Source organism: Protofrankia sp. CiP1_Cm_nod2 (assembly GCF_920664355.1).
Lineage (GTDB): Bacteria > Actinomycetota > Actinomycetes > Frankiales > Frankiaceae > Protofrankia.
In genome coordinates, this window is the sequence record NZ_CAKKTL010000242.1 from 1 (window position 1) to 4,839 (window position 4,839).

Annotated in this window: 4 protein-coding genes and 2 pseudogenes; 4 read left to right on the plus strand and 2 right to left on the minus strand. The window is 69.6% G+C overall.

Annotation, left to right across the window (positions count from 1 at the left end; all coding sequences use genetic code 11):
• The 4 genes and pseudogenes from NBW84_RS20430 to NBW84_RS20445 form a co-directional block, all read left to right on the plus strand.
• Nucleotides 1-583 (plus strand): annotated as a pseudogene (locus NBW84_RS20430) (histidine kinase); the annotation flags it as partial.
• A complete protein-coding gene (locus NBW84_RS20435) occupies nucleotides 580-1,002 on the plus strand; it encodes a roadblock/LC7 domain-containing protein (RefSeq protein ID WP_250286491.1) in 423 nt (140 codons plus the stop codon). The pseudogene NBW84_RS20430 and the gene NBW84_RS20435, both read left to right, overlap by 4 nt.
• Nucleotides 1,003-1,027: 25 nt before the next feature.
• A complete protein-coding gene (locus tag NBW84_RS20440) occupies nucleotides 1,028-1,387 on the plus strand; it encodes a DUF742 domain-containing protein (RefSeq protein ID WP_013875056.1) in 360 nt (119 codons plus the stop codon).
• Nucleotides 1,368-1,964, plus strand: a complete 597-nt coding sequence (locus NBW84_RS20445) for an ATP/GTP-binding protein (RefSeq protein ID WP_250286492.1) — start codon at nucleotides 1,368-1,370, stop codon at nucleotides 1,962-1,964. The genes NBW84_RS20440 and NBW84_RS20445 overlap by 20 nt, the downstream gene beginning before the upstream one ends.
• A 213-nt stretch (nucleotides 1,965-2,177) precedes the next feature.
• On the opposite strand, the gene NBW84_RS20450 is transcribed toward NBW84_RS20445, so the two are convergent.
• Together NBW84_RS20450 and NBW84_RS20455 are read right to left on the minus strand one after the other, a co-directional pair.
• Complete coding sequence (locus tag NBW84_RS20450; RefSeq protein ID WP_445548787.1) at nucleotides 2,178-3,446, minus strand: ABC transporter substrate-binding protein; 1,269 nt, start codon at nucleotides 3,444-3,446, stop codon at nucleotides 2,178-2,180.
• A gap of 540 nt (nucleotides 3,447-3,986) precedes the next feature.
• Nucleotides 3,987-4,839 (minus strand): annotated as a pseudogene (locus NBW84_RS20455) (hypothetical protein); the annotation flags it as partial.

The following is a 4,839-nucleotide window of genomic DNA, read 5'->3' on the forward strand; positions in this document are numbered from 1 at the left end:
CCCCGGACCGCTGCCGCAGCGTGCCCCGGCCGGACCGCTGCCGCAGCGTGCCCCGGCCGGACCGCGGCCGGCCGACGTCAGCGCCAGCGGTGACGTCGGCCGCCGGCCGTCACCCTTCCCGGCGCCGGCCGGCCGGCCCGGGCTCCGGGGCCCGGCACCCGCCGACATCCCCGTGCCCGGCTGGTCGCAGGCCCCGGGAGAATCCCCGCTGCCGGCCACCGCGGCCGGCCCCGCCGACGCCCAGCCCGTTCCGTTGGCGAACCGCCAGGCGCCCGCCGCGCCGGATCCCCGGCCCGTGTCATGGTCGTCCGCGGCCGACGCCGGCTGGCGTGCCGCGGAAGCCGTCCGCCAGCCCGCCCCCGCCGGGACGACCCGCGCCGGTCTCCCGTTGCGTGTCCCGATGACGCACCTCGTACCTGGCAGCGCTGAAACCACATCACGGCGCCAGCCGGAGGGGGGCTCCCGCTCCCCGGAAGCGGTCGGTGGCCGGCTTGCCAGCTTCTACCAGGGCGTTCGGCAGGCCCGTGATGTCACCCAGGACACCCCCCACAGCTCTCGCCGAAACACCCAGGAGGAAATGTGACGCCCATGAGCTCAGACGCACAGAACCTCAACTGGTTGATCAACAATTTCGTCGAAAGAGTTCCCGGTGTCGCGCACACCGTGGTGGTTTCCGCGGACGGCCTGTTGCTGGCGGTCTCGGACGGCTTCCCACGTGACCGGGCGGACCAGTTGGCCGCCGTCGCGTCAGGCCTGGTGAGCCTGACCCAGGGCGCCGCCCGGGTTTTCGATGCGGGCAACGTGACACAGACGGTCGTCGAGATGGAACATGGGTTCCTGTTCATCATGGCGATCAGCGACGGGGCAAGTATGGCGGTTCTCGCCGCGCCGTCATGTGACATCGGGCTTGTGGGGTACGAGATGGCACTGCTGGTGACCCGGACCACGGATGTGCTCACTCCCGCGCTGCGAGCCGAGCTGCAGGGGATCCTTCCGCGGTGAACCGACAGGAGCACAGGGGGTCAGGGTGAGTACCGATCCCGCGAATACCCCGGGGCCGGTTGTCCGTCCCTACGCGATGACCGGTGGCCGGACGCGTTCACGATACGAACTCGCCATCGAGGCGCTTGTCGTCACAACGTCCTTTGGTGAAGAACGGGCAATCCAACTTGCCCTGGAACAACAGACAATCGCCGCCATGTGCCGGCAGGTGCGATCAGTTGCGGAGATCGCCGCCGGTCTGCGGGTTCCCCTCGGAGTCGCCAGGGTGCTGGTCGGTGACATGGCGGACGAAGGTTACGTCCGGGTACACCAACAACCCGACCGCGACGAGGCGCCGGACCTCGCGCTGCTCGAAAGGGTGCTCAGTGGCCTTCGCAAGCTCTGACCGGAGGCGGGTCAACTCCTCCGTCGCCACTACTTCGGTCAAGATTGTCGTTGCTGGTGGTTTCGGCGCCGGCAAGACGACTTTTGTCGGCTCGGTGTCCGAGATCGTTCCGCTGCGGACCGAGGCGGTCATGACCGAGGCGGGGGCGCACGTCGACGACCTGACCCACATCTCCGACAAGACGACGACCACGGTCGCAATGGACTTCGGCCGGGTCTCCCTGGACGAGGATCTGATCCTCTATCTGTTCGGCACGCCGGGACAGTACCGGTTCTGGTTCATGTGGGACGACATCGTGCGGGGCGCCATCGGTGCCATCGTCCTGGCCGACACCCGGCGGCTCGCCGACTGTTTCGCGGCCGTGGACTACTTCGAACAGCGGCAGTTGCCATTCGTCGTCGGGGTGAACTGTTTCGACGGGATCCTGCGGCATTCCATAGACGACGTCCGGGAAGCCCTGCAGATCAACCCGAGCATACCGATCATCACCTGCGACGCGCGTAACCGCCACTCGACGAAAAGCGCGCTGATCGCGGTGGTCGAGCACACGATGTCACGAGCGGTGGCCAGGACCTGATCCTCCATCCGGGCCGCACCGGCCCGGCGTGACACGTCGTCCTCGTGATGGCCCAGGCCTGCGGCCCCGGCCCGGTCCACCACGGCCGCGGGCTGTTCCTCCGGACCAAGGACAGGCACACGAGGGACAGCGCCCGGCTCTGTCGCACCGAGCGGGCCCGGTGCGACAGAGCCGGGCGCCAGGGGGCGGACCGGATCGAGCGGGTGGCTGTTCTCAGGGCCCCTGGACAACCCTGCTGTACGGCAGCAGCCGCCCTGGCTGCGCGGCAATGTTACTGATCGATTCGTCGCCGACGATGACCAGACTGTAGCCGGCGCCCGCCGTCCGCCACTGGCCCCCGACCAGAGGCGTCTTCGCCACGTTCTTGGGAATGTCGGCCGAGCCGCCGAAACCGACCTCCCCCACGATCGTGTTCGCACGCAGCTTCCCGATCGCCGCCGCCAGGCCCGCCCGGTCGTCAGGCGAGCCGACCTGGGCCAACGCCTCCGTGGCGAGTTCGTAGAGCGCGTGCACGAAGCCGAGGGTCTGCACCCAGGGGGAACCGGTCTTGTCCGTGAAGTCCTTGGCCAGCGTGGCCGGGGTGGCCCCCGTCAACGAGCTCTTGAACCGGTGGAAGGGCGACCACCAGACCTCGGTACCGAGATTGTTGCCCTCCTGGCCGAGGGCCTGGACCGAGCCCGGGAACAGCAGCCCCTTGGCGACCGTGACAATCTTCGGGCTGAAGTCCTTCGCCGCCGCCTGCTTCCAGAAGGTCTGGAAGTCCGCCGGCGTCAGCACGCCGGTCAGGATGTCCACGCCGGCCCGCTTGAGCACGTCCAGCTGGATGGTGAAGTCCGGCGTCCCGGCGGGGAAGGAGGGAGGCTTCACCAGCGTGTAGCCCCCGGCGGTTATGGCCGGCGGGAAGCCGATGGTCTCGTCGGCGAACGTTCTGCCGTCGGAGTCGTCCGGCCAGAGCGCACCGACCTTCTTGTTGGTGGGCAACTGGCCCCACATGTTCCGGTAGACCCTGGTCACGTCCTCAAGGCCCCAGAAGAAGTGGTAGGTCCACTTGAACGGACGGGCCGGGTCGCCACCACGCCCGTTGAACCATGACTGCCAGGGGGCGGCCGTGGAGATGCACGGTATCTCGTTCGCCTCGCACTGGTCCGAGACCGGGTTGGTGGTCTCCGGTGTGGAGGCGACGAGGACGATGTCCACCCGGTCGGTGTAGATCAGGTCGTCGGCGGCCTGGGCCGCGCGGTTCTGGTCGGACTGGCTGTCCCGGACGATGATCTCAACCGGATAGGTGCGCGCGCCGATGGTCATTCCGCCCTGGCGCTGGAAGAAGGCCCGGATGGTGTCGGTGACGTACCTGTCCGCGGCACCGAAGGCGGACAGCGCCCCCGTCTGCGGGCTCACATAGCCGATCCTGATGACCCGCTTCGCCTTCGCCCCGCTCCCGGAGCCACCGCAGGCGGCAAGGGGAACCCCGGCGGTCGCCACGCCGGCCAGGGTCAGCAGTGTGCGCCGGCTGAGGAAACGCCCACCGGCATCACCGGAGCGGCCTGCGGCGGCGGGGGGTGCGCCGGGGGGAACCTGCTGGGAGACCTGATCCTGCTTCCTCCCCGCGACGGGCTCCGCCGTCGGCGCCCGGGATTCCCGCCACGGCGGCGGAACCGGTGCGGGAGGCCCGACGAGTGACCCGGAAGGCCCGGGAAACCCACGGGGCTCGGAAGACTCGCTTCCCCGGGCCGCGGCAGGCGGCCCGCCCGGGCCGGCCGCTTCGGGGCCGTCGGTATCCGACACTGCGTCGAGGCGTCCCTGTCCGGCGTGTGTCGGGCGGTCAGAGTGGAGCATGAGTCCTGATCCTGCCGCACGCTGGTTCAAACCCGGGCACTGGGTCCCGGTCGACACGCAGCAGACCAGACCGGGGACGGAAGGTTTCTCCTTCGGCCCACCCGTCGGGGCCGGCGGGAGCAGGCTCCGACGGGTGGGGATACCGGCCGGAGAACATATGATCGCGGTTTTTCCCGGACCCGGAGTCTAGTTGATCGCACACCACCGGTTCGATCCGTCCTTGAAGGTCAGGAAACCGCCGTCCTTCCCGGCGTCGCCAGCGCCCGCCCGGTTGATGAACAGCGCCTTGATGTTCTTGAGTGGACCGTCGGCGAACTGGATATCGGCAAAAATCACGCTGTCGGTACTCAGGCTGTTCTTTGTGATCGAGTAGGTGCCCTGCTGGTCGTCCCAGCGATAGCTGCCGCTCTCGCGTGGCACGACGAGCCTGTTCGGCAGTGCCGTGGACGCCTGGGAGTTCCGGCTGCCGGCCGAGGCGGCCCCGTCGGCCGGCGGGTCACCGTCGGCCGTCCGATAGCAGCGGTAGGTGCCGTCGACCAGCGCCCGGCCGGCTGTGGCGTCCGGATTGCTCGTCGCCGGCGTCGACGCGCCCCCGGACGCGGACGCCGCGGCGGTGGCGCCGGGATCCACCCGGGCGTCCGGAGCCCCCGTTGCGGAATCCTCCGTCCCGCCCGACAGCAGGGCGTACAGCCCGAACGCCACCAGGGACACCAGTACCGCGACAATCAACGGGCCGGTCCACCCGTGCCGGTAGCGCGCCAGCAGCCCCGCGCCGAAGCCGCCGCCATCATCGATGTCGTCGTCCGCGTCGTCGATGTCGTCGATGTCGTCACCGGGATCCGGCTCACCCCGCCGGCTGACCGGCCGGCCGGCCGCACGTTTCACGGCCCCGGACGCCGTCGAACGCTGCTCAGGCCCTCGTGCCCCGGTGTCCCTGGAAGCGCCGCCCGGGGAGGAGGCCCGTGCCGTCACCGTACCCGGCCGGCCCGTCTTCTTACGGACAGAACTGGACGGCTTCCAGCCCTCGTCGTCATCGGGA